Annotated in this window: 18 protein-coding genes and 1 riboswitch; of the genes, 4 read left to right on the forward strand and 14 right to left on the reverse strand. The window is 71.2% G+C overall.

What is annotated here, in order from left to right:
- The 3 genes from VHD82_RS13925 to VHD82_RS13935 are packed head-to-tail and all read right to left on the reverse strand — an operon-like array spanning position 1 to position 4,355.
- Positions 1–1,041, reverse strand: a complete 1,041-nt coding sequence (locus VHD82_RS13925) for an LLM class F420-dependent oxidoreductase (protein WP_325702352.1) — start codon at positions 1,039–1,041, stop codon at positions 1–3.
- A 42-nt stretch (positions 1,042–1,083) separates the two neighbouring features.
- On the reverse strand, positions 1,084–2,724 hold the full coding sequence (locus VHD82_RS13930; protein WP_325702354.1) for a DUF885 domain-containing protein: 1,641 nt from the start codon (positions 2,722–2,724) through the stop codon (positions 1,084–1,086).
- Entirely contained in the window at positions 2,712–4,355 is a 1,644-nt protein-coding gene (locus tag VHD82_RS13935) for a DUF885 domain-containing protein (protein ID WP_325702357.1), read from the reverse strand. Before VHD82_RS13935 ends, VHD82_RS13930 begins: the two co-directional genes overlap by 13 nt.
- 53 nt (positions 4,356–4,408) lie before the next feature.
- Between VHD82_RS13935 and VHD82_RS13940 the strand changes: the two genes are divergently transcribed.
- Both VHD82_RS13940 and VHD82_RS13945 read left to right on the forward strand, forming a co-directional pair.
- Positions 4,409–5,323 carry an AsnC family protein gene (locus VHD82_RS13940; RefSeq protein WP_325702360.1) on the forward strand — a complete coding sequence of 305 codons (915 nt, stop codon included), beginning with the start codon at positions 4,409–4,411 and terminating at the stop codon, positions 5,321–5,323.
- Between the two features lie 96 nt (positions 5,324–5,419).
- Positions 5,420–6,154: an SDR family oxidoreductase gene (locus VHD82_RS13945; RefSeq protein ID WP_325702363.1), complete on the forward strand. Its 735-nt coding sequence runs from the start codon at positions 5,420–5,422 to the stop codon at positions 6,152–6,154.
- 23 nt (positions 6,155–6,177) lie between these two features.
- On the opposite strand, the gene sigJ is transcribed toward VHD82_RS13945, so the two are convergent.
- The 7 genes from sigJ to VHD82_RS13980 form a co-directional block, all read right to left on the reverse strand.
- Positions 6,178–7,065: an RNA polymerase sigma factor SigJ gene (gene sigJ, locus VHD82_RS13950; protein ID WP_325702366.1), complete on the reverse strand. Its 888-nt coding sequence runs from the start codon at positions 7,063–7,065 to the stop codon at positions 6,178–6,180.
- Positions 7,062–7,613: a hypothetical protein gene (locus VHD82_RS13955; protein WP_325702369.1), complete on the reverse strand. Its 552-nt coding sequence runs from the start codon at positions 7,611–7,613 to the stop codon at positions 7,062–7,064. The genes sigJ and VHD82_RS13955 overlap by 4 nt, the downstream gene beginning before the upstream one ends.
- Complete coding sequence (locus VHD82_RS13960; RefSeq protein WP_325702372.1) at positions 7,610–8,536, reverse strand: RluA family pseudouridine synthase; 927 nt, start codon at positions 8,534–8,536, stop codon at positions 7,610–7,612. Before VHD82_RS13960 ends, VHD82_RS13955 begins: the two co-directional genes overlap by 4 nt.
- A complete protein-coding gene (gene lspA, locus VHD82_RS13965) occupies positions 8,533–9,099 on the reverse strand; it encodes a signal peptidase II (RefSeq protein ID WP_414637505.1) in 567 nt (188 codons plus the stop codon). The genes VHD82_RS13960 and lspA overlap by 4 nt, the downstream gene beginning before the upstream one ends.
- 23 nt (positions 9,100–9,122) lie before the next feature.
- Complete coding sequence (locus VHD82_RS13970) at positions 9,123–9,905, reverse strand: hypothetical protein (RefSeq protein ID WP_325702378.1); 783 nt, start codon at positions 9,903–9,905, stop codon at positions 9,123–9,125.
- 14 nt (positions 9,906–9,919) lie between these two features.
- The gene (locus tag VHD82_RS13975; RefSeq protein WP_325702621.1) at positions 9,920–11,200 is read right to left on the reverse strand and encodes an aminotransferase class V-fold PLP-dependent enzyme; all 1,281 of its coding nucleotides are present in this window, start codon (positions 11,198–11,200) and stop codon (positions 9,920–9,922) included.
- An 81-nt stretch (positions 11,201–11,281) separates the two neighbouring features.
- Positions 11,282–11,396: riboswitch (SAM riboswitch) on the reverse strand.
- Positions 11,397–11,445: 49 nt separating this feature from the next.
- Positions 11,446–12,924, reverse strand: coding sequence for a potassium/proton antiporter (locus VHD82_RS13980; protein ID WP_325702381.1), 1,479 nt, complete (start codon positions 12,922–12,924; stop codon positions 11,446–11,448).
- Positions 12,925–13,005: 81 nt separating this feature from the next.
- Here VHD82_RS13980 and VHD82_RS13985 point away from each other — a divergent pair, with 81 nt between their 5' ends.
- Positions 13,006–13,575 carry a hypothetical protein gene (locus tag VHD82_RS13985; RefSeq protein ID WP_325702384.1) on the forward strand — a complete coding sequence of 190 codons (570 nt, stop codon included), beginning with the start codon at positions 13,006–13,008 and terminating at the stop codon, positions 13,573–13,575.
- Between the two features lie 29 nt (positions 13,576–13,604).
- Here the strand turns inward: VHD82_RS13985 and VHD82_RS13990 are convergent, their stop codons facing one another.
- Positions 13,605–13,871 (reverse strand): DUF167 domain-containing protein, encoded by a 267-nt coding sequence (locus tag VHD82_RS13990; protein ID WP_325702387.1) that lies wholly within the window; start codon positions 13,869–13,871, stop codon positions 13,605–13,607.
- Positions 13,871–14,545 (reverse strand): helix-turn-helix domain-containing protein, encoded by a 675-nt coding sequence (locus VHD82_RS13995; protein WP_325702390.1) that lies wholly within the window; start codon positions 14,543–14,545, stop codon positions 13,871–13,873. Before VHD82_RS13995 ends, VHD82_RS13990 begins: the two co-directional genes overlap by 1 nt.
- A 66-nt stretch (positions 14,546–14,611) precedes the next feature.
- On the opposite strand from VHD82_RS13995, the gene VHD82_RS14000 reads away from it, so the two are divergent.
- A complete protein-coding gene (locus VHD82_RS14000) occupies positions 14,612–15,973 on the forward strand; it encodes an MFS transporter (protein ID WP_325702393.1) in 1,362 nt (453 codons plus the stop codon).
- Here the strand turns inward: VHD82_RS14000 and VHD82_RS14005 are convergent.
- Positions 15,970–17,541 carry a penicillin-binding transpeptidase domain-containing protein gene (locus VHD82_RS14005; RefSeq protein WP_325702396.1) on the reverse strand — a complete coding sequence of 524 codons (1,572 nt, stop codon included), beginning with the start codon at positions 17,539–17,541 and terminating at the stop codon, positions 15,970–15,972. The genes VHD82_RS14000 and VHD82_RS14005 overlap by 4 nt on opposite strands.
- 70 nt (positions 17,542–17,611) lie before the next feature.
- Positions 17,612–20,782 carry an isoleucine--tRNA ligase gene (gene ileS, locus VHD82_RS14010; protein WP_325702624.1) on the reverse strand — a complete coding sequence of 1,057 codons (3,171 nt, stop codon included), beginning with the start codon at positions 20,780–20,782 and terminating at the stop codon, positions 17,612–17,614.
- Positions 20,783–21,021 lie beyond the last annotated feature (239 nt).

Here is a 21,021-nt window from a genome sequence, read left to right on the forward strand (position 1 = left end):
TCAGCCGAGCAGTTCACGCAGCTGGCTGATCCGCTGCACCCGGCGCTCCAGGCCGGGCTCGAGCAGGGTGACCTGCAGCGTGGTGACCCCGGCCTCAGCGTACGCGGCCAGGCGCTCCTTGACGTGCCCGGCGGGCCCGATCAGCGAGATCGACTCCAGCAGCTCGGCGGGGACCGCGGCGGCGGCCTCGTCCTTCTTGCCGTCCAGGTAAAGGTCCTGGATCTTCTTCGCCTCGGCCTCGTAGCCGTACCGGCAGGCCAGCTCGTTGTAGAAGTTCTTGCCCCGGGCGCCCATGCCGCCTACGTAGAGCGCCACCATCGGGCGGATCCAGTCGATCATGTGCCCGACGTCTTCGCCGATCGCCAGCGGGGCGCCGACCACCACGTCCAGCTCGCCCAGCGACGGGTCGCGTTTGGCCTTGCCCTCGGCGAGCGAGGTGCCCCACACGTCGGCGGCCTTCTCCGGGTAGAAGAAGATCGGCTCCCAGCCCTCGGCGATCTCGGCGGTCATCGCCACGTTCTTCGGCCCCAGCGAAGCGAGCACGATCGGGATGCGCTCGCGCACCGGGTGGTTGATCAGCTTCAGCGGTTTGCCCAGCCCGGTGCCCTTTTCCGCAGGCAGCGGGATCTGGTAGTAGCGGCCGTCGTGCTGCACGCGCTCACGCCGCCACACCTGGCGGCAGATCTGGACGATCTCCCTGGTGCGGCCCAGCGGCGCGTCGTACTTCACGCCGTGGAAACCCTCGATCACCCGCGGCCCGGAGGCCCCGATGCCCAGGCTGAACCGGCCGCCGGAGACGAAGTCCAGCCCGGCGGCGGTCATCGCGGTCAGCGTCGGGGTGCGGGTGTAGATCTGCAGGATCCCGGACGCCAGTTCGACCCGTTCGGTCCTGGCCGCGAGGTAGCCGAGCTGACTGACCGCGTCGAACGAGTAGGCCTCGGGCACGGACACGATGTCCAGCCCGGCCTTCTCCAGTTCGACGACGTCGGCCACGCTTTCGGCGAAGCCCCCGGCGTACGAGATCTGGGTGCCGATGCGCATGCTCTGCCGCCTCCCGAGGTGAGCGCTTGCTTAGTTCCGCGCTCACCCTACACGGCGGTGTACCCAATCGCCCACCACCGCGTCCAGGACCGACAGCGGCACGATCCCGTTGCCGAGTACCACATCGTGGAACTCGCGGATGTCGAAGGCGTCCCCGAGCGCGCGTTCGGCCTCGGCCCGCAAGCGCTGGATCTCCAGTCTTCCCACCATGTACGACAACGCCTGCCCTGGGCAGCCGGCATACCGGTCCACCTCGGCCTCGATCTCCAGCGGCGCCATCGGCGTGTTCTCCCGGAGGAAGTCCACCGCCTGCTGCCGTGACCAGCCCAGCGCGTGCAGCCCGGTGTCCACGACGAGGCGCCCGGCGCGCATCGAATCCTGCGCGAGCATGCCCAGCCGGGCAAGGTCACCGGAGTACAGGCCCATCTCGTCGGCGAGCCGCTCCGCGTACAGGCCCCAGCCTTCGGTGTACGCGTTGATCTCCGCGATCCGCCGCAGCAACGGGAGTTCGGCCAGGCCGAGCGCGAGCGAGAGCTGGAAATGGTGCCCTGGCACGGCTTCGTGGAACGCGATCGCCTCACTGGTCTGCCGGAACCGTTCCTCGGCACGGAAAGTGTTGGCGTAGTAGACCCCGGGCCGCGAGCCGTCGAGCGCGGGCTCGACGTAGTAGGCGATGGTGCCGACCTCGGCCTCCGCCGGCGGGACGGGGCGCACCTCGCATTTCTGTTCCGGAAGGGTAAGGAACCATTGCGGCGCAACGGCTTCCGCGTTCCGGATGGCGGCGCGCGCGGAGTCCAGCAGCTCCTCGGCGCTCTCCCACCGCAGCGCCGGATCGGTGCGCAGGCGGTCGAAGATCTCCGCCAGGCCGGTGGTGGCGAACACGCGCGAGCCCAGTTCGCGGTACTCGGCGGCCAGCGCCTTGATGAGCCCCAGCCCGGTCTCGTGCAGCTCCCGCGCGTCCCGGGAAGTGGTGGTGTGCGCACGGATCAGCATGTCGTACCGCTCGGCACCACCCGGCTGCCAGCACATCCCCGGCCTGTCCGACGGCAGCGCACGCGGTTTCACTTCGGTGGCAAGGAAATCCCGGTACCGCGCGATCGCGGGCCGGACCACCTCGGCGAGCAGCCTGTCCCGTTCCGCCTCGTCCGGCCCGAGCCGCAACGGATCGTTGGCCGGGTCGCCGAGATGCCGGTCGAAGTACGTGATCGCCGCGTCCACCAGGAAATCCGGCGGCGCCGGCTCCCCGCGCTGCCGCTCGATCACCGCGTCCACAAAGGACGGTATGGCGGCGAGCCTGGCCAGGAACCCGCGCGCCCGCTCGGCGTCGTCGAGGGTGATCGACGGCAGGGTCAGCAGGACGACCTGCACGGGCGCGGCGAAAGCGTCGCTCACCGCGAACTCGGGCAGCCGCGAGTCGAGCAGGTCGATCACCGCCCTGGCCTGGCCGACGACGACGCCCCTGGTCACCGGATCGCCCTCGGCCCGCTCCGCACGCTCGGCCAGGTCCAGGTAGCACGCACGGAATCGCTGCTCCGCGGCGGCACTCGGATCGGGCAGTTTGTCGTGCGCGCCCGGCAAACCGAGCAGCGACGCCCGCAGCGGATCGCGCTCGAAGTCCAGCGCGGTCAGCTCGCCGGCGAGATCGTCGATCATCTCGAACTCGCGCATGCTCAGGCCGCCCATTCGGTGACCACGGCGTCCAGCACCGACAACGGCAGGGAACCGCCGCCCAGCACCAGATCGTGGAACGCGCGGATGTCGAAGGACGCGCCCAGCGCGCGCTCGGCCTTGCCGCGGATCCGGAGGATCTCCAGCCGCCCCACCATGTAGGCCAGCGCCTGGCCCGGATAGGCGATGTAGCGGTCGACCTCCGCGTCGATCTCGACCTGCGGCATCGGGGTGTTCTCCCGCAGGAAGTCCACCGCCTGGGCCCGGCTCCAGCCCTTCGCGTGCAACCCGGTGTCCACGACGAGGCGCCCGGCGCGCATCGAGTCCATCGTGAGCATCCCGAGCAGGGTCAGCTCGCTGGAGTAGAGGCCCATCTCCTGGGCCAGCCGCTCGGTGTAGAGCCCCCAGCCCTCCGCGAAGGCGGTGAAGTCCCCGATCCGGCGCAGCAGCGGGAGATCGGTCAGGGTCAGCGCGGTGGACAGCTGGAAGTGGTGCCCCGGAATGGCTTCGTGGAAGGCGATCACCTCGGCGGTGTGCCGGAACCGTTCGGTCACCTCGTAGGTGTTGGCGAAGTAGATACCCGGCCGCGAGCCGTCGACCGCGGGCTGCAGGTAGTACGCGGCGGGCGCGCCCGGCCCGTCCGCCTCGGGCACCGCGTCCACCCGCCACTCGTGCGGCGGGATCCGGCCGAACCAGTCCGGCGCCGCGGCCGCGGCGCGGGAGATCGCCGAACGGGCCGTGTCCAGCAGCTCGTCCGCGTCCTTCCAGCGCAGCGAGGGATCGGTGCGCAGCTTTTCGTGGATCTCGGCCAGGTCGGTGGTGCCGAAGACGCGCTCGCCCAGTTCGGCGTATTCGGTGGCGAGGTCGCGGATGATGCGCAGCCCGGTCTCGTGCAGCTCGTCCGGCGTGCGGTCGGTGGTGGTGTGCGCGCGGGCCGCGGCGGCATACATCTCTTCGCCGCCGGGAAGCCAGCACAGCCCGACCTTGTCCAGTGGGCGCCCGTGCCCGGCGATCTCGTTCTCCAGCACGTCCCGGTACGCCCGGAACGCCGGACGGACGGTGTTCATCACGAGCTCGGCCCGCCGTCGCGCGAAATCGTCATTGGGCGCGGGCTGCCGGAGCAACGGGTCGTTGTCCGGATCGGCGAGATAGCGGTCCAGGTGCGAGATCGCGGCGCGGACCAGGTGCTCCACCGGGACCCGGCCCGACGCGAGCCCGGCACGGTGCCGGTCCGCGGCCTGCTCCAGGTAGCGCGGGATCGCGGCCAGCCGGCGCAGGTGCAGCTCCGCCTGCGCCTCGTCCGCGAACCCGATCATCGGCAGCACCATCAGCAGGTTCGCCACCGGCGAAACGAACAGGTCGGTGATCGTGTACTCGGCGGCGTGCGTGTCCAGCCGGTCGAGGTGGCCGCGCGCCTGGCTGATCAGCACGTCCCTGGTCACCCGGTCCTGCGCGTTGTCCGGCTGCAGCGCCTCGGCACGGCGGACGAACTCCAGCAGCTTGCGGCGTTGTTCCGCTTCGGCGTCCTCGGTCAGCTCGCCGAGCCCCTCCCGGCTGGACTCGAGGCCCAGCACCGCGGGCCACAAGGGCTCGTCATCGAACAGCGCTTCCACGAATTCGTCGGCCAGTCCGGCGATGGCGTTCATGGGCGCCAGCCTAGAGCGCGGGCGGTTAACGCGAGACGGTAGCGTTTGAGGTTGTGGCCGTGACCGATCCCGTCGATGCCCGCCTGCTGGCGGCGCTCGCCGAGCTGGGCAAGGTCGCCGTGCACGAACTGGCCGCCAAGGTCGGGATGGACCCGCGCGAGGTGGCCTACCGGCTGGTCGCGTTGTCGGGCAGCGGGCTGCCGCTGCTCGTCGGTGTGGAGAGCGACCCGAACGGCCTGCGGGCCGCGCTCGCCGGCGCCTGGCACCGCCCGGCCGCGCCCCCGCCACCGCAGCCACTGCCGCCGCAGCAGAACATCCCGTCCGGCGCCTATCAGGTGCAGAACGTGCCGTCGGGCCGCTACCCGGTGCAACCGCAGAGCGGCGCGCACCCGGTGCAAGGCGTGCCCTCCGGCCGCTCTGCGCCGCCCGTGCGGCAGGCTCCCCCGCCGCGCCCACCTTCGCCGGTCGACCCGGTGATCAGCACGTGGGGCCCGCCGCAGACGGCGTCGTGGGCGCGTGGCGATCAGCGCCCGGCCGCGGCCCCGCAGCGCCCTGGCCGCGTCGGCGAGACGCTTTCCGCGCAGGGCCTGGAAGGTGAGCAGCTGGCCATCCAGCTGTTGGAGGTGCAGGACCCGGCCGACTTCCTGTTCAACGCCGCGGGTTACCGGCTCGAAGAGGGCGAGCGCGCGGTCGTCGTGCACACCGAGGTCACCAACCGCGGCACGATCCCGTTCGTCTCGCTGCCGGACAATTTTCTGGAACTTCTTACGGCGGAGGGCAAGGCGATCACCAAGGCACCGGTCTCGCTGTCCTCGCGGCCGCCGCACAAGATCGGCGTGCAGCCGGGCGAGACCGCGGGCGGGCACACCGTGTACGTGGTCGGCGAGCAGACGCGCGTGGTGTCGATCCGGTGGAGCCCCCGGCCGGAGCCCGACGAGCGTTCCCTGACCTGGACGCTCGAAGACTGATCCGCCGGGGCGGATCCGCGCCCGGAATCCCGCGGTCACAACTCGGGTGGCTGTGCTGTCTTAGCTGGCGCATGCCGTTCACCGAGGAGGTTTTCCATGAAGATCGCTGTCATCGGCGGGACCGGGCTCATCGGATCGCGCGTGGTCGCGATCCTGAACGCGGCCGGCCACGAAGCGGTGCCGCATTCGATATCCACCGGGCTGGACCTGCTCAGCGGGCAGGGCCTGGCCGAGGCGCTCGCGGGCGCCGAGGTGGTCGTCAACCTGACGAACTCGCCGACCTTCGACGAGGCCTCACCCGCGTTCTTCCGGACGACCATGGACAACCTGCTCTCGGCAGCGGGCGCGGCCGGGGCCGGGCGCGCGGTCATCCTCTCGATCGTCGGCGCCGAACTGGTGCCGGATCTGGTCTACTACCGGGCCAAGGTGTTGCAGGAGAACATCCTCAAGGCGGGCCCGGTGCCTTACACGATCGTCCGCGCGACGCAGTTCTTCGAGTTCATCGAATCGGCGATGTCCTGGACGGCCGACGACAAGACCGTGCGCCTGCCCGCGACGCGCATTCAGCCGATCGCCGCGGACGACGTCGCACAGGCCGTCGCGGACGCCAGCGTGGGCACGCCGTTGCAGGGCACCCGCGACATCGCCGGGCCCGAGGTCTTCCCGTTCGACGAGCTGGGCCGGATCACCCTCGCCGCCCACGGCGACGGACGCGAGGTCGTCACCGACGACACCGCAGGCATGTTCGCCGCCGCCACTGGCGACACGCTCATCGCCAAGGACGGCGCCGTCATCGCGAAAACCACGTACCGGGAGTGGCTCGCGCGCTGAGCGAACCGCGCCCACGCACGACGTCAATCCGGCAGCGCCACCGCCGCGTTCTTCTCCGGGTTCACCAGCCACAGCAGCTGGTCGATGCCCTCGGCGGTGGCGCTGACCGTGATCAGGCCGTACACCTCGCCGTTCTGCCGCAGCACGGCGGAAGTCCGGCCGTTGGTGGTCGTCCATCCGACCTCGACGCCCGCCCAGAACCAGCCGGAGATCGCGTGCAGGAACTTCGCCACGCGCTCCGCACCGACGACCGGCTGCCGCGAGACGCGCACCCTGCCGTTGCCGTCGGACAGGCTTGTCACGTCCGGGGTGAACAGCTTCTCCAGCGCCGCCATGTCGCCCGAGCGGGCGGCCGCCATGAACGCCGTCAGCAGCTCCCGCTGCGCGTCGGCGGTGACCGGCGTGCGCCGCTCGCTCGTCACGTGCTTGCGCGCGCGGCTGACCAGCTGGCGCACCGCGGGCTCGGTCGACGCCAGGATGTCCGCGATCTCCGCGTACGAGTAGTCGAAAGCCTCGCGCAGCACATAAGCGGCGCGCTCGTTCGGGGTGAGCTTCTCCATCAACAGCAGGGCCGCGAACTCCAGCGCCTCCCCGCGTTCGGCGCCGAGGTACGGGTCCGCGCTCGTGTCGACCGGCTCGGGCAGCCACGGCCCGACGTAGGTTTCGCGCCGCTTGTGCGCCGACTTGAGCGCGTTGATCGCCAACCGGGTGGTCGTCGTCGCGAGGAACGCCGCCGGGCCGGCCACCACGGAACGGTCGCACGCCTGCCACCGCAGCCAGACCTCCTGCACCAGATCCTCGGCCTCGGTGGCACTGCTGAGCATCCGGTACGCGATCCCGAACAGGCGCGGCCGCACGCTCGTGAAGATGGCGGCCGCCTCATCGAGCTCGTCTGGGCTGGTCTTCGTCATCGCCGAGGACGCTCCATCCCGTCCATTTCGGACAGTCCGGCGCGCAGGCCGGGCTTGTCGCGGGCCACGCCGGCGGGCGCGGTCACCGGTGCCACTCGGGCCGCGTCGCGCCACCCCACACGCCGGCGAACCACCCGGCCACCGGCTTCGGCGGTGACCTGCCGTAGCCCGACCCCGTCGGGCAACGACACTTCGGCCGCCGGCGGACCGGCCTCGCCGATCATGACCGACTCGGCTTCGCCGCGCTCGAAACCGTCGCGCACCAAGGCTTCGTGCAGACCGGGCGCATGATCGTGGCCGCTGGACTTCCACTTCACCTTGCCGATCGACTGTTCGCCGCGATCGTGCGCCGGCGCCTGCTCCACCCAGCCCGCGGTCGTGCCCGCGTCGGCGTCCCCGCGGTCGCGGTAGGTCGCGAAACCCCGGCCGCCGGGCAGCGTCACCAGCCGGAGCGGACCGAGCCGGGTCACCGACAGCGCGCTGGGCGTCTCGCCGTCCCCACGGAGCTGCTCGTCATAAGCCTGGAGGTTCTGCTGCGCGAGGCTCAACTCTCCTCCCGGAGGATCTCCAGCGCACGCGCGAGATCGTCCGGGTACTCCGCCTCGAACTCCACCCAGCGGCCGTCGGCGGGGTGCGCGAAGCCGAGGGTGCGGGCGTGCAGCCACTGCCGGGTCAGGCCGAGATGCCGCGCCAGCACCGGATCCGCGCCATAGGTCAGGTCACCGACGCACGGGTGCTTGACCGCCGAGAAGTGCACCCGGATCTGGTGGGTGCGGCCGGTCTCCAGCTTCACGTGCAACAGCGACGCGGCCCGGAACGCCTCGGCCACCTCGTAGTGCGTCACGCTGGGCCGCCCGCCCGCGACCACCGCGAACTTGTAGTCGTGGCGCGGATGCCGGTCGATCGGGGCGTCGATGGTGCCGCGGGTCGGGTCCGGATGGCCTTGCACGACGGCGTGGTAACCCTTGTCCACGGTGCGTTCCTTGAACGCCCGCTTGAGCACGGTGTACGCGTGCTCGCTCTTGGCCACCACCATCACGCCCGTGGTGCCGGCGTCGAGCCGGTGCACCACGCCCTGGCGCTCGGCGGCGCCCGACGTGGAGATCCGCAGCCCCGCGGCGGCCAGCCCGGCGACCACGGTCGGCCCGGTCCAGCCGGGGCTCGGGTGCACGGCCACCCCGACCGGCTTGGACACCACCACGATGTCGTCATCGTCGTAGACGATCTTCATGCCCTCGACGGGCTCGGCGATCACCTCGACCGGCCGGTCCGGGTCCGGCAGCGTCACTTCCAGCAGCCCGCCGGCGGTGAGCCGGTCGGACTTGCCCGCGGGCCTGCCGTCCAGCAGCACCTCGCCGGATTCGGCCAGCTCGGCGACCACGGTGCGGGACAGCCCGAGCAGCTTCGCCAGCCCGGCGTCCACGCGCATCCCGTCGAGCCCGTCCGGCACGGGCAGCATCCTGGCGCTCATTTCTTCGCCGTCCGGCGGGTGCCGTCGTAGTCACGGCCGAGCAGGGACAGCAGCACGATCAGCACCGCGCCGACGCAGATGCAGGAGTCGGCGACGTTGAACACCGGCCACGCCTGCCCGTCCGGCTCGAACACCGAGATCCAGTCCACGACATGCCCGAGCAGCGGGCCGGGCGCGCGGAAGATCCGGTCGGTCAGGTTGCCCAGCGCGCCGGCCAGCACCAGGCCGAGCCCGATCGCCCAGCCGGCCGAGCGCAGCCGCTTGGCGAACCAGATCAGCGTGACGACCACGCCGATCGCGACCAGCGCGAGCACCCACGTCATCCCGGTGGCCATCGAGAACGCGGCGCCCGGGTTGCGCAGCAGCTGCAGGTACACCAGCCCGCCGAGGATCCGGACCGGCTCGTGACCCTCCAAAGTGGACACGATGATGGCTTTGGTGGCCAGGTCCAGCGCGTAGGCCAGCACGGCGACCACGGCCAGCAGCAACACCCGCCGCTTCGGCCGCGGCGCGGGCGGCTCGTCCGGGGTGGTCTCGGGCTGCGATCCCTGTTCGGTGCTCACCAGGCCCATTGTCCACGCCAGGCTCAGGTGGACGTCGCGGTGGGCCGCCTGCCGCTCACCAGCACCGCGATGGCCCCCGCCAGCAGCACCGCCGCGGGTACCAGCGCACCTCGCACGCCCCCGTCGAAAACGAGGGCCCCGCCGAGGAAAAGCACCACGACGACGGCCAGCAGAACGCTGCGTGACAGCCAGGCCAGCACGGCCAGCCCCAGTCCCGCCGTCGCGGCGAACACCACCGCGGCACCCGCGGCCGAGACCAGGATCAGCGGCGCCACCGGCAGGCAGACCGCGGCGAGCACCAGCGCGGCTTTGCGGCCACGCGCGTTGTCGAAATACCCCCACGCCCCGGCGCACAGCCCGAGCACGGCGAGCGGCCAGCCGACCGCGGTGGCGATGGCCCGCCTGTCCGAGGTGGTGCCGGAACCCGCCAGCACGCTGCCGAGCAGCAGGAGCGCCGCCCCGGCGAGCACGATCCCGGCCAGCTTCGGCCAGCCGATCGCCCGTCCCGTCCGGCGGGCGCGCACGGCGTAGAAGATCACGGTCGTCACGAACGCAACGGCGACCGCGATCAGCCATGCGGACTCGAGATTCGACGACAGCGCGCCCGGGCCGCCGTACTGGACCGCCACCGCCCGGCTATCGCCGAAACCCACCAAGTTCTGTTGCGGCAACGGAACGCCACCGGCGGACAGCGGAGCATAGCGGAACCAGCCGGTCTCGTCCTTGACGAACAGCATCCCCAGACCGAACAGGACGAACCCCAGCACGGCGAGCGGAAACCAGACAGTCCGGCGATCCCCAGTCATCCGCCCGAGCGTAGTCAGCCGCGCAAGAACGAAGGCAGCTCCCGCGGGTCCGGGCTCGGCGCCCAGCGCCCGTCCCGCTGGTCGTACGTCCAGCGCGCGCCTCGGGCCACGATCTGGCGCAGCGCCAGCACGAGCCGGTCGATGTGCTCGGTGGTACTGCCCAGGCCCAGGCTCACCCGCACCGCCTGCCGTCCGCCCGTGAGGCGCTTCGTCGCGATGTGCGCGCAGAACGCGCCGTCACGCACGCCGATCCCGTATTCGGCCGACAGCACGGCGGCCACCCAGCCCGGTTCGAAACCGTCAAGGGTGAAACTGAGCGTGCCCACCTGATCACCGGCGTCGTCGAACAGCCGCAGCTGCTCCAGCCCGGGCACCGCCGCCAGGCCCTTGCGCAGCCGCGCCAGCAGCTCCGTCTCGTGCTCCACGACCGCGCCCCAGTGCTCGGCGAGCTGATCGCAGGCCACACCCAGCGCGTACACGCCGACAGTGTTGGGCGAACCGGCCTCGTGCCGCTCCGGCCCGGCGTTCCACACCACGTTCTCCTCGGTGACCAGCTTGGTCGCGCCGCCACCCGCGAGGTACGGCGGCGCGGCGCGCAGCCAGTCGGCGCGCCCGATGAGCGCTCCGGCCCCGAAGGGCGCGTAGAGCTTGTGCCCGGACAGCACGACGTAGTCGACATCCAGCTCTCGCACCGAAATCGGCCGGTGCGGGGCGAGCTGGGCCGCGTCCAGCGCGATCCGCGCGCCGTGTTTCCTTGCCACCGCGGCGATTTCGGCGACCGGCAGCAGTTCGCCGGTCACGTTGGACGCCCCGGTCAGCACCACCAGCCGGGGCCCCTCCGGGAGGGCGGCCAGCGCACTGTCCACAGCGGACACCGCGTCGAGCCGGGTGCGCGGGGTCCGCACGCGGTACACGTTCGGCCCGCGCCACGGCAGCAGCGCCGCGTGGTGCTCGGTGTCGAACAGCACCACCGAGGTGTGCCGGGGCAGGCTGCGGGCCAGCAGGTTCAGCGCGTCCGTGGTGTTGCGCGTGAAGACCACGGTGTCCCCGGCGCGGGCGTCCACGAAGCGGCGCACCACATCGCGGGTGCGCTCATAGACCTTTGTGGACACTTGCGACGCCAGCCCCGCGCCGCGGTGCACGCTCGCGTACCACGGCAGGAACTCCTCCACCGCGTCCCGGACCGGCCGCAGGCACGGGGCGCTGGCGGCGTGGTCGAGGTTCGCGTACTCCACGTCCGGCCCGGACACCAGCGGCACCCTGGTGCCCAGCGTGGCCGGAATCCCTTGTGGCACAACACATTCGACGGACTGAACTGCGAGCGGGTGCACGGTGACGGTCACGACGCCTCCTCGGCGGCCATGGGACCTCGGGGAGGCCCGCGCTTGCCCGCCGCACCTCGCGACGGACCAGGTCCTCACCCGGGGCACCCCACCGCGGTTGGAGGGTTGCCGGCCAGCAAGCCGGGGCTTGACGCTGGCACTCATGACCTGCCGAGCACTCTAGCGGAAGATCCGCGCCCGATCCACTGAGATCCGGCTCACCGCCCGGATTCGCCGCGCCACCTGGCGAGCGGGCCCGCCCTGTCCACCGCGCGCAGCCGGCGTTCGGCCGCGTCGCGGGAGGACTCCGTGGCCACCACGAGCAACTGGTCCCCGCGCCGGAGCCGGCTGCTGCCGTGCGGCGTGAAACTCTCGCCGTCGCGCACGATCAGGCTCAGCGAAGCGCCCGTCGGCAGCCGTAGCTCCCGCAGGTACACCCCGTGCAGCCGGGAACCCTCCTGGATCCGTATTTGCAGCAGCGCCGCGTTCAGTTCGTCCAGCGCCGCGGAGTCGACCTCGATCTCCTTCGCCTCGGCGTCGGCCGAGAGCTTGAGCCATTTCGCCACCGGCGCCAGCGTGGTGCCCTGCAACAGGGTGAGCACGATGACGAGCACGAAAACCGCGTCCACCAGCCGTTCGGCGCCGGGCACCCCGTGCGCGAGCGGGATCATCGCGAGCACGATCGGGACGGCCCCGCGCAAACCCGCCCACGACAGGAAGGCCTGTTCTCGCCAGGGCACCCGGAACGGCAGCAGCGTCAGCAGAACCGACAGCGGGCGGGCGAGCAGGAGCACCACCGCGCCCGCGACCAGCCCGGGCACCACGGCCTCCAGGAGTCGTTCCGGCGACGCGAACAGGCCGAGCAGGACGAACAACCCGATCTGCGCCAGCCACCCCATGCCTTCGGCGAACGAGAGCGTGTCCGACCGGTGCGGCAGCCTTGAATTGCCCAGCACCAGCGCCGCGACGTACGTGGCGAGCAACCCCGACGCGTGCGCGAGCTGGCCCGAGGAGTACGCCACGAAGCACACCGCGACCGTCGCCAGCGGATACAGACCCGTCGCGGGCAACGCGGCGCGGCGCAGCGCCCACGCGCCGGCGGCGCCCAGCACCAGGCCGAAAATCAGCCCGGCGACGAGCTCGTAACCCACGAGGAACGGCAGCGTCCAGTCCACCCGGGAGCCCTCGGCCAGCACCACCACCGCGATGTACACCGGCGCGTCGTTGATGCCGGACTCGAGTTCCAGCGTGCCGGCGAGGCGTTTTCGCAACCCGACCGTCCGCAGCACCGAGAACACCGCGGCCGAGTCGGTGGACGCGAGCACCGCGCCCCACAACAGCGCCAGCCGCCAGTCCAGGCCCAGCACGAGGTGCAGGGCGGCGCCGGTGATCCCGACGCTCAGCGCGACGGCCACAGTGGACAGTAGGATTCCCTGCGTCAGCGCCGGTTTCACGGCGCTCCAGCGGGTGGTGAGACCACCCTCGGCGAGGATCATCACCAGCGCGGCGAGGCCGAGGGACTGCGTCAGCGAGGCGTCGGAGAACCGGATACCGAGCCCGGCTTCGCCGAGCAGCACGCCGATCGCCAGGTACAGCAGCAGCGAGGGCAGCCCGACGCGGGTGGACAACCGGACCGCGAGCACGGCGGCGAGCAGCACGGCCGCGCCGACCCCCAGCACGACCGGAAGTTCCGCCACCGCGCCTCCCCCGTCCGTTTCGCCCGCCTTCAGCATAGAAAACCCGTGGACCACGGCCCGACACCGGGCGATGCTGGTGCGATGCGTGTCGTTTTCCATCAGCGGCCCGGTGGCGGCAGCCGCACGATCGCGCACCGCGAGGATTCGGTGGTGCTGGAAATGCTGTCCTACGACCGGAAGTGGCGGATCCCGCACGATCTGGCACACGCCGTGACCGAACGCGAACTCGGGCTCGGCTCCGGCGTGTTCGGCTGTCTCGCCGGCGGCGTGCTGTTTTCCTCCGCCCGGGTGGTCGCCGGGCGGCTCAAGCACGACGCGAAAACGCGCAGTGAAGCCATCTTGCGCGCCAACCGGGAAGGGCTGGCGATCGCCGAATCACTCGCCGGCGTGATGCACGACGCCGTGGAGTACCAGCGGAACGTGCCACTGCGCGCGGCGCGCGAAGCCTGGGGCGTGATTTCCGAAGAACCGTTCCCGTATGGCGAATGCGAACTGCGCCGGGTGTACAGCACGCTCACCCGGCTGGCCGATGCGTTCGCGCACCTGCAGCCTGGCGAAGGGTTGAAGTTCGAATGGCCGCGCCGGCTCATCGCTGCCGGGGCGCCCGTGTCCGTTCCCCGCCAGCGCCGCGCACCGCGGCGAGTTCGATGAGTTTTCCTTGCGGTCCGGCAGATCCCGGGTCACTGCCGGCGGAGCGCCTGTATCCGCTCCCCGGCGGTGTCCGGCACCACGGCGAGTTCGATGATCTTGTCCCGGCCACGTTCTCCTTGCACCACAAGCACATCACGGGCCCGCACACCCAGTTCCGCGGCAAGCACCTTCCGCACGGCCTCGTTCGCGCGGCCTTCCACGGCGGGCGCCCTGACCGCGACGATCAGCGCGCCCGCGTAGTCCCCGCCGACAGCGTCGTGTTTGGCGTTCGGCTTCACCCGCACGGAAAAGCGCATCACGCCGCCTCAGTGAGGTGGACACCCAGCGCGGTGAACGGCGACGCGTCGGCGAGCCGGATCGCGCGATGGGGCTCGCGGCGGAGCCAGCCCTTGTCCACGGCGTGCGTCAGCAGGGCCGCGGGCAGCGCGCCGCCCAGGTGATCACGGCGTTCGGTCCAGTCGAGGCAGTCCCGCAGCAGCGGCCGCCGCCCGCGGGCCGGGATGTCCACGCCCAGCCCGGTCAGTACCTCGCGGCCGTGCGGGGTCAGCGCCAGCCCGTCGTCCACCGCGATGATCCCGCTGCTGAGCATCCCTTCCCGGAGCGCGACGCCGAGCGTGCCCGCCAGGTGGTCGTAACAGGTGCGCGCGAACGCGAGCCGCTCTGCGCGCAGCGAAGCACGCAAGCCGCGGACGGGGCGACGCTCGGCGTGCTGCACCAGGTGCTCGATCAGCTCCGCGACGCGCGGATCAGTGAGCCGGACGTAGGAGTGCCGGCCCTGGCGAACCCCGGCGACGAAGCCGGAATCCCGCAGGCGCGCCACGTGCTCGCTCGCGGTGGACGGGCCGACCCCGGCGGCCCTGGCCAGCTCACCGACCGTCCAGGCCCGCCCGTCCAGCAGGGCGAGGCACATGGTCGCGCGGCTCGAGTCCGCGAGCACGGCGGCCACCTCGGCGAGCGCGACGGTTTCCATGCCGACCACGGTAACCCTGGCACAGTTCGGCCACCGCCGACATGTTCCGGCCCTAGCTTCGAGCGCATGCGCAAAGACCTGACGCTCCTGTCCCTGTGTCTCGGCCTGTTCCTCGCGCAGACCGACACGACAGCGGTCAACCTCGCGCTGCCCGCCATCGGCGCCGACCTGCACGGCGGGCTGCCGGACCTGCAATGGGTGATCGACGCGTACAACGTCGCGTTCGCCGCGCTGCTGCTCACCGGCGGCACCCTCGGCGACCGGTTCGGACGCCGGCGCCTGTTCCGCTGCGGGATCGCGATCTTCGTCGCCGGTTCGGTGCTCTGCGCCCTCGCGCCCGGCACGAGCATGCTCATCGGCGCGCGGTCGGTGCAGGGCGTGGGCGGCGCGCTGGCGATCCCGCAGAGCCTGGCGCTGATGGCCGTCGCGTTCCCGGAGCGGCGCGAGCGCAACCGCGCGATGGCGGCGTGGTCCACGGTCACCGGGATCGCGCTGGCGAGCGGCCCCGTCCTCGGTGGTTTCCTGGTGCGGGAAGCAGGCTGGGAGTGGATTTTCTGGCTCAACGTGCCCATCGGCCTCGCCGCGCTCGCGCTGACCGTGGCCGTGCCGGAGTCCGCCGATCAACGGCCGCGCGGGATCGACCTGCGCGGGCAGCTGCTCGGCATCGTTTTCCTGGGGACGCTCACCTACGCCGTCGTCCAGACCGGACTGGCCCCGGCGCTGATCGCGGTCGTCGCGGGTGTGGCGTTCGTGTTGACCGAGCGCCGCGACGACGCGATGCTGCCGCTCGGCCTGTTGCGGCGCGGGCAACTGCCGGTGGCGGCGGTGGTCGCGTCCTGCATGACCTTCGGGATGTACGGATTCCTGTTGCTGGCCAGCCTGGAGCTGCAGCAGCACGCGGACGCGCTGCGCGCCGGGCTCGAACTGCTGCCGATGCCGCTGATGGTGGTCATCGGCTCGCCGCTGACCGGGCGCCTGGTCACCTGCTTCGGCCCCCGCCCGGCCATGACCGCCGGGATGGCGTTGATGGGCGCGGGCCTGGCGGCGTACGCGCTGGGCGGTGCCGACGTGCCGACGCCATGGCTGGAGGTGATCTTCGGTGTGCTGGGCGCGGGGCTGTCGCTGAACACCGGTCCGGTGGTGAACGTGGCGGTCAGCGCGGTCGAGCCGGACCGGGCCGGGCTGGCCGCCGGAGTGGCGAACCTGGCCAGGATGTTCGGCTCGGCGCTGGGCGTGGCGGTGCTGGGAGTGGTGCTGGCGCACGCCGGGCTGGGTGTGGCGCTGGGGATCGGCGCGGTGGTGGAGTTCGGCGGGGCCGTGGTGGCTTGGGCCGGGGTCCGGGATCGTGGCGCTGGGCGCACCCCACCTCCGCCCCGATCGCGGAGCGTTCAACGGGCGCCGCGGACCGGCGGGGTGGCTAGTGGCTAGCCGAGGGCGTTCAGGAAGGTGGCCGAGGTCGTCACGGCTGGGGTCGAGGACTGCGATCCGAGCAACAGCACCGCGAAGGCCACATCCCCGCGATAGCCGGTGAACCAGCCGTTGGCCTGGCTGCCGTCGCCGAACTGGGCGGTGCCGGTTTTGCCGTACACCTGACCGCTCTTGGCCAGCCCGGTCGCGGTCCCGCTCGTCACGACCTCGCGCATCATCGCCCGCAGCGCAGTGAGCACACTGCTCGACGGCGCCTGGTAACCCGTGCTGACCTTGGTGTCCAGGCCGTGCCACAGCTTCGGCGTGATCGCGTTCCCGGCGGCCACCGTGGCGGACATCAGCGCCAGGCCGAACGGGCTCGCCTGCACGGTGCCCTGGCCGATCGCCGACTCCACCTGCTCGGCCGGGCTCGTCGCGGCGACCACCTTGCCCGCTTCGGTGGTGATGCCGGGGATCGTGAAGTCGGCGTTGAGGCCGTACTCGCTCGCCGCCTTCGCCAGCGCGTCCTCGGGCAGCGACGAAGCCAGCTGCGCGAACGTGGTGTTGCAGGAATGCGCGAAAGCCGAATGCAGCGGCAGCGAACCGAGGGAGAAACCGTCGTCGTTGGGGATCGTGCGCTGGCCGAGCTGGACCGAGGCCGGACACGGCCGCAGCGAGTTCGCATCGGCCACGCCCGCTTGCAGCACCGCCGTCGCCGTCGCGATCTTGAACGTCGAGCCCGGTGCGTACAGGCCACTCAGCGCGCCGGGTTGCGAGCCGGCCGCGGAATTCTGTGCCACCGCAAGGAGGTCGCCGGTGGAGGGCTGGATCGCCACCAGCATCGCGGGCACCGAAGCGCCGTCGACGGCCTTCTGTGCCGCGGATTGCGTGGCGCTGCTGAGGCTGGTGGTCAGCGACTTGGCCTGGACTTCGCCCTCGCCGAACAGTTTCCGCTCGGCACCGGCGGCATCCACGATGACCACCGACCAGCCCTTAGCCGCATCCCCCGCCACCCGCGCCATCGCGGGCAGCAACAGCGGCGCCACCGCCGGGTCAACGGCTTTCGCCCCCGACGGCTGCCACGTCAGGAGTGGCTTGCCGTCGCGGTCGACCACCGCGTTCCCGCCGGAAACCACATGTGCGGCAAGCCGTTCCCCGATCTTGAGGTCCGGATGGATCACGGCCGGGGTGAAGTGCACGACCCAGCCGTCCCCGGAGCGCACCAGCCCCAGCGCCGTGTCATAAGTCCAGACGCGACCGGCGCCCAAGGTCCAGGCCACCCGCGCCGACGCGCTCTGCCCGGACACCTGCAGCACCGTGGCACCGAAATCCGTCGGCGCCAGCCCGGTGCGCGCGGCGTTCAGCGCGGCGGTGGCGGCCGCCGGGTCGTCCGTGAGCGAACCCGCCGTCGTCGTGTCACCCCGCGACCACGCCTGCACGTAACCGGCCACGACGTCACTCGGGTTGGCCGTCGCCGCCTGCGTCTGAGCGGCGGAACCGCCACGCAGCACCAGAAACGCCGCCGCCACGATCGCAACGACCGCCACCGCGGCCCCGCCGAGCACCCACTTCTTCGCCGAAGGCGACACGACCAACTCCCCGGTTCCGGTCCTGGCCGGTAAATCGATCACGGCGTTTCGTCCGTTACGGAGACGCCGCTCAATCCGCCTTCCGCACCGCCACACTCACCTTGACCCCGTCACCGACCGCGCCACTGGAGCCACCGTCCACGGTGCCGTAGGACACCGACAGCGCAAGGGTTTCCCCGGCGATGAACTTCTCGTGCTCCTTCGCCGCCTCGACCACTTCGGCCGGCGCGTCCACGGTCAGCTCCACCCGGTCGGCCACGTCCAGCCCCGCGTCCCGGCGCGCCTGCTGCACCACGCGGATCAGGTCGCGCGCCAGGCCCTCGGCAGCCAGCTCCGCCGTCACCTCGGTGTCCAGCAGCACCAGCCCGGACCCGCCCGGCAGCTCCGCCGCCGCACCGGAATCCCTGGCCACCAGCCGCCGGTCGAACTCGCTGTCCAAGAGCTCGATGCCGGCCGCGACGATCGCGCCCTCCGGCGAGGTGGACCACTCCCCCGCCTTCACCGCCTTGATCACCCGCTGCACGTCCTTGCCCAGCCGGGGCCCGGCCGCCCGCGCGTTCACCACGACCTCGAACCCGCCGTGCGCGGCCACGTCCGTGGTCAGCTCGACCGCCTTGACGTTGACCTCGTCGGCGATCAGCTCGGTGTACGGGCGCAGGGTCTCCGCGTCCTCGGCCGCGACCAGCAGCCGCGCCAGCGGCAGCCGCACGCGCAGTTTGTTGGCCTTGCGCAAGGACAACGCCGACGAGCACACCTGGCGCACCCGGTCCATCGCGTGCACCAGCGACGGGTCCGCCGGCAGCTCGTCCACCAGCGGCCAGTCGGTCAGGTGCACCGAACGCTCACCGGTCAGCCCGCGCCACACCACCTCGGTGGTCAGCGGCAGCAGCGGCGCCAGCGTCCGCGAGGCGACCTCCAGCACCGTGTGCAGGGTGTCGATCGCGTCCCGGTCCCCGGCCCAGAACCTGTCCCGCGAACGCCGCACGTACCAGTTCGTGAGCACCTCGAGGAACTCACGGGCACTGATGCACGCGCCCGCGATGTCACAGACGTCCAAAGTGGACGCCACGTCGGTGACCAGCTCGTTCGTCTTGGCCAGGATGTAGCGGTCCAGCACGTGCCGGGAATCGGTGCGCCAGCGGCCTTCCACGCCCTCGGCGTTGGAGTACAGCGCGAGGAAGTAGTAGCTGTTCCACAGCGGCAGCACGGCCTGGCGCACCGCGTCGCGGATGCCCTTGTCGGTGACGACCAGGTTGCCCCCGCGCAGGATCGGGCTGGCCATCAGGTACCAGCGCATCGCGTCGGAGCCGTCCCGGTCGAACACCTCGTTGACGTCCGGGTAGTTGCGCAGGGACTTGGACATCTTCTGCCCGTCCGAGCCCAGCACGATGCCGTGCGAGACGCACGTGGTGAACGCCGGCCTGTCGAACAGCGCCGTCGCCAGCACGTGCAGCAGGTAGAACCAGCCGCGGGTCTGCCCGATGTACTCGACGATGAAATCGCTCGGGTAGTGATGCTCGAACCATTCCGCGTTCTCGAACGGATAGTGCACCTGGGCGTAGGGCATCGAGCCCGAGTCGAACCACACGTCGAACACCTCGGGGATGCGGCGCATGGTGGACCGCCCGGTCGGGTCGTCCGGGTTGGGCCGGGTCAGCTCGTCGATGAACGGCCGGTGCAGATCGTCCGGCCGGACCCCGAAGTCACGCTCCAGCTCGTCGAGCGAGCCGTAGACGTCGATGCGCGGATACTCCGGATTGTCCGAGCGCCACACCGGGATCGGCGTGCCCCAGTACCGGTTGCGCGAGACCGACCAGTCGCGCGCGCCCTCCAGCCACTTGCCGAACTGGCCGTCCTTGACATGCTCGGGGTACCAGGTGATCTGCTGGTTCAGCTCGACCATCCGGTCCCGGAACTCGGTGACCTTGACGAACCACGAGGACACCGCGCGGTAGATCAGCGGGTTCCGGCAGCGCCAGCAGTGCGGGTACGAGTGCTCGTAGGTCTCGTGGCGCAGCAGCACCGCGCCCTGCCCGGCGGCGGAACCGGTGCCGTTCTTGAGGTCGCGGATGATGTTCGGGTTCGCGTCGAACACCTGCTGGCCCTGGTAGTCCGGCACCGTGGCGTCGAAGCGGCCCTTGGCGTCGACCGGGGTGACCGGGGTGATCCCGGCCTCGTCCGCGACCGCCTTGTCGTCCTCGCCGTAGGCCGGGGACATGTGCACCACGCCGGTGCCGTTGTCGGTGGTGACGAAATCGGCGAGCAGCATCCGGTGCGAGTTCTCGGCGCCGACGAAGTACGGGAACGGCGGCGCGTACTTGAGCCCCTTGAGCGCGACCCCCTTGTACCGCGCGACGACCGTGGGCTCCTCGCCGAGCTCCTTCGCGTAGGCCGGCACCCTGGCCTCGGCGAGCAGGAAGCGCTTTCCGCCCGACTCGACGACCACGTAGTCGATGTCCGGGTGCACCGCGGTGGCCTGGTTGGACGGCAGCGTCCACGGCGTGGTGGTCCAGATCAGCACATACGCGCCGTCGAGGTCGTTTTCGTTGCCCTGCAAGCGGAAGCCGACCGTGACCGCCGGGTCCTGCCGGCTGGCGTAGGTGTCGTCGTCCATCCGCAGCTCGTGGTTGGACAGCGGGGTCTCGTCACGCCAGCAGTAGGGCAACACTCGGTAGCCCTCGTAGACCAGGCCCTTGTCCCACAGCTGTTTGAACGCCCACAGCACCGACTCCATGAAGGTGATGTCGAGCGTCTTGTAGTCGTGCTCGAAATCCACCCAGCGGGCCTGGCGGGTGACGTACTCCCGCCATTCGCCGGTATAGCGCAGCACCGACTCGCGGCAGGCCCGGTTGAACTCGGCGATGCCCATCTCGTCGATCTGCGACTTGTCGGTGATGCCGAGCTGGCGCTCGGCCTCCAGCTCCGCGGGCAGGCCGTGGGTGTCCCAGCCGAAGCGGCGCTCCACCCGCTTGCCGCGCATGGTCTGGTAGCGGGGCACGATGTCCTTGACGTACCCGGTGAGCAGGTGCCCGTAGTGCGGCAGGCCGTTGGCGAAGGGCGGGCCGTCGTAGAAGACGTACTCGTTCGATCCGTTCACCCCGGCCTCGCGCGCCTCGACGCTCGCGCGGAAAGTGCGGTCGGACTCCCAGTAGGCCAGCACCTGCTTTTCCAGCTCGGGAAAAGACGGCTGGGAGGGAACCTGGCCCTGGGGTTGCCCGCCCAGCTCGGCCTTGGGGTACATCTCGGTGCGCTCCTCGCGGTTTCGTGCCTCGTACGGATCCCATAATCCACACGGGGACGAGACGCGCTGCGCGCGCTCCGCGGTACCACCCCGCTTGCCCGCGCCGTGCTGCTCGCGGGCCGCTCGTTCGGCGGCTGTCACGGGCCACACCCGTCCGGTTCTACTGGGGCTCGCGCCCGTTCTTCCGGAGGCTCCCCGGTGATGGCCGGATCGACACCTTGCTGACCTCAGGTTACCAA

Source organism: Amycolatopsis sp., from assembly GCF_035546795.1.
Taxonomy (GTDB): domain Bacteria; phylum Actinomycetota; class Actinomycetes; order Mycobacteriales; family Pseudonocardiaceae; genus Amycolatopsis_E.

Coding starts and splice junctions, on each gene's coding strand:
- VHD82_RS13925 (WP_325702352.1), bottom strand. CDS start 1,041: ATGCGCATCGGCACCCAGATCTCGTACGCCGGGGGCTTCGCCGAAAGC.
- VHD82_RS13930 (WP_325702354.1), bottom strand. CDS start 2,724: ATGGGCGGCCTGAGCATGCGCGAGTTCGAGATGATCGACGATCTCGCC.
- VHD82_RS13935 (WP_325702357.1), bottom strand. CDS start 4,355: ATGAACGCCATCGCCGGACTGGCCGACGAATTCGTGGAAGCGCTGTTC.
- VHD82_RS13945 (WP_325702363.1), top strand. CDS start 5,420: ATGAAGATCGCTGTCATCGGCGGGACCGGGCTCATCGGATCGCGCGTG.
- sigJ (WP_325702366.1), bottom strand. CDS start 7,065: ATGACGAAGACCAGCCCAGACGAGCTCGATGAGGCGGCCGCCATCTTC.
- VHD82_RS13960 (WP_325702372.1), bottom strand. CDS start 8,536: ATGAGCGCCAGGATGCTGCCCGTGCCGGACGGGCTCGACGGGATGCGC.
- VHD82_RS13970 (WP_325702378.1), bottom strand. CDS start 9,905: ATGACTGGGGATCGCCGGACTGTCTGGTTTCCGCTCGCCGTGCTGGGG.
- VHD82_RS13985 (WP_325702384.1), top strand. CDS start 13,006: ATGCGTGTCGTTTTCCATCAGCGGCCCGGTGGCGGCAGCCGCACGATC.
- VHD82_RS13990 (WP_325702387.1), bottom strand. CDS start 13,871: ATGCGCTTTTCCGTGCGGGTGAAGCCGAACGCCAAACACGACGCTGTC.
- VHD82_RS13995 (WP_325702390.1), bottom strand. CDS start 14,545: ATGGAAACCGTCGCGCTCGCCGAGGTGGCCGCCGTGCTCGCGGACTCG.
- VHD82_RS14000 (WP_325702393.1), top strand. CDS start 14,612: ATGCGCAAAGACCTGACGCTCCTGTCCCTGTGTCTCGGCCTGTTCCTC.
- ileS (WP_325702624.1), bottom strand. CDS start 20,782: ATGTACCCCAAGGCCGAGCTGGGCGGGCAACCCCAGGGCCAGGTTCCC.